Below are 1,595 nucleotides of genomic sequence, written 5' to 3' on the forward strand. Positions count from 1 at the left end.
TTCCTCCCGACACTGACCCTACGGGTACCGTACGGGGCTCCTGCGATTTCTAGCTGAGCAGCTCATCGTTTCTGGAGGTTGTGTATCGGTGATCAACCCATTCTCATCCTTCCGGTGGAGACATTCTTCTCGCTCTCCAGCTGGGATCCCAGAGTCCCCCGACGCTGCGGATCCCTTTGCTTCCCAACGGGAGCAGATGGTCAAGAAACAGCTCATCAAACGAGGGATCCGAGATCCACGGGTACTGGAAGCCATGGGAAAAGTGCCGCGTCACCTTTTTGTCCCCTCTGATCTGCGGGATCGGGCCTACAGGGATTGCCCTCTGCCCATCGGCTATGGCCAGACCATTTCTCAGCCCTATATTGTTGCTTTTATGACAGAAGCTGCTCGCCTCACGCCTGAATCGGTGGTGTTGGAAATCGGCACCGGCTCCGGCTATCAGGCGGCTGTTTTGGCAGAGCTGGCCCGGCAAGTGTATAGCCTGGAGCGTCTGTCCCCATTGGCTGCTCAAGCTCAACAAACCCTCGCTGCCCTGGGCTATCGCAATGTGGAAGTGCGTCAGGGGGATGGCTACCAAGGTTGGCCAGAGCATGCTCCCTACGATGCCATTCTGGTGACGGCAGCGCCCCCAACTGTGCCCATGGTGCTGCTGGATCAACTGGCGGTGGGGGGCACCTTGGTGGTGCCGGTGGGAGAAAGCCCTTCGGACTCCGGTGCCCAGGGATCCCAGTCCTTGCTGATCCTCTGCAAAACAGCCCAAGGATGGGTTCAAAAAGGGGCTTTTCCGGTGCAGTTTGTGCCCATGGTCTAGGGTCTTGCCCCCTCTACTCCTGCCAAAAGGTGGGCGCGAATTTGCAAAGCCAATTGGGGACGGTCGGTAATCAACCCTTGAACAACGGGATTTTGTCCTACTGAGCCGGCAAATGGCTGCAAGCACAACTTCATCACTTCAGGATCGTTCACCGTCCAAACGTACAGAGGGATCCCGGCCTGTTCAGCTTCAGCCAAGAACTGCAAGTTCACCCAACTGTAGTGGGGGGCCAGAAAATCCGCTCCCAACTCCCGGCAACGGGTAAGTAAAGATCCCTTGGCTTGCTCCTCAGCCTTTGCCTCGATCAACAGGCCAACCTTGGGTTGCGGGGACAAAAGCGTTTTAACCCGCTGCACCACCTGAGGCAAAAAAGAGGTGATCACAAATTCTTCGGGGGTCAAAATATCGCTAACGAGGGCAAGGACTTGTTCCTCATAGCCTGCTTCTTTGAGTTCGATATCGAGGGTGATTTTGCCCTTGATATGTGACAGGGTCTCTTCAAGAGTGGGAATCGTGGGTTTGCGGGCCCGAATCTCGGCCCAAGTTAATGCGGCCAAAGGCTGTCCATCCAAATCGGCATCGTGAACAACCAGTGGGATCCCATCTCGGCTACAGCGCACATCCAGCTCAATTTGCTCGGCCCCCACCTCAATAGCGGCAGCAAAAGCGGCCAACGTGTTTTCCTCGGCGTGGGTGTGCTCCCCACGGTGGGCGACAATCTGGGTGTAGGGGAGCATGTCAGCACCTGATACATTTACGCTGAACACTGCTGAACATCACTGTT

At 56.2% G+C, this 1,595-nt stretch carries 2 protein-coding genes; one reads left to right on the top strand and one right to left on the bottom strand.

The genetic code is table 11. The features are described 5' to 3' along the window. The first annotated feature begins 88 nt into the window (after window positions 1-88). Window positions 89-811, top strand: a complete 723-nt coding sequence (locus tag NW843_RS11420) for a protein-L-isoaspartate(D-aspartate) O-methyltransferase (RefSeq protein ID WP_414358474.1) — start codon at window positions 89-91, stop codon at window positions 809-811. Here the strand turns inward: NW843_RS11420 and NW843_RS11425 are convergent. Then, window positions 808-1,548 (bottom strand): glycerophosphodiester phosphodiesterase, encoded by a 741-nt coding sequence (locus NW843_RS11425; protein ID WP_414523000.1) that lies wholly within the window; start codon window positions 1,546-1,548, stop codon window positions 808-810. The genes NW843_RS11420 and NW843_RS11425 overlap by 4 nt on opposite strands. Between the last annotated feature and the right edge of the window lie 47 nt (window positions 1,549-1,595).

The sequence above is a fragment of the Synechococcus sp. R5-12 genome (genome assembly GCF_047502655.1).
In the GTDB taxonomy this organism is placed as follows: domain Bacteria; phylum Cyanobacteriota; class Cyanobacteriia; order Thermostichales; family Thermostichaceae; genus Thermostichus.

Excerpts from the sequence above, each read along its gene's own strand:
- NW843_RS11425 (WP_414523000.1), bottom strand. The coding sequence starts at position 1,548 with ATGCTCCCCTACACCCAGATTGTCGCCCACCGTGGGGAGCACACCCAC.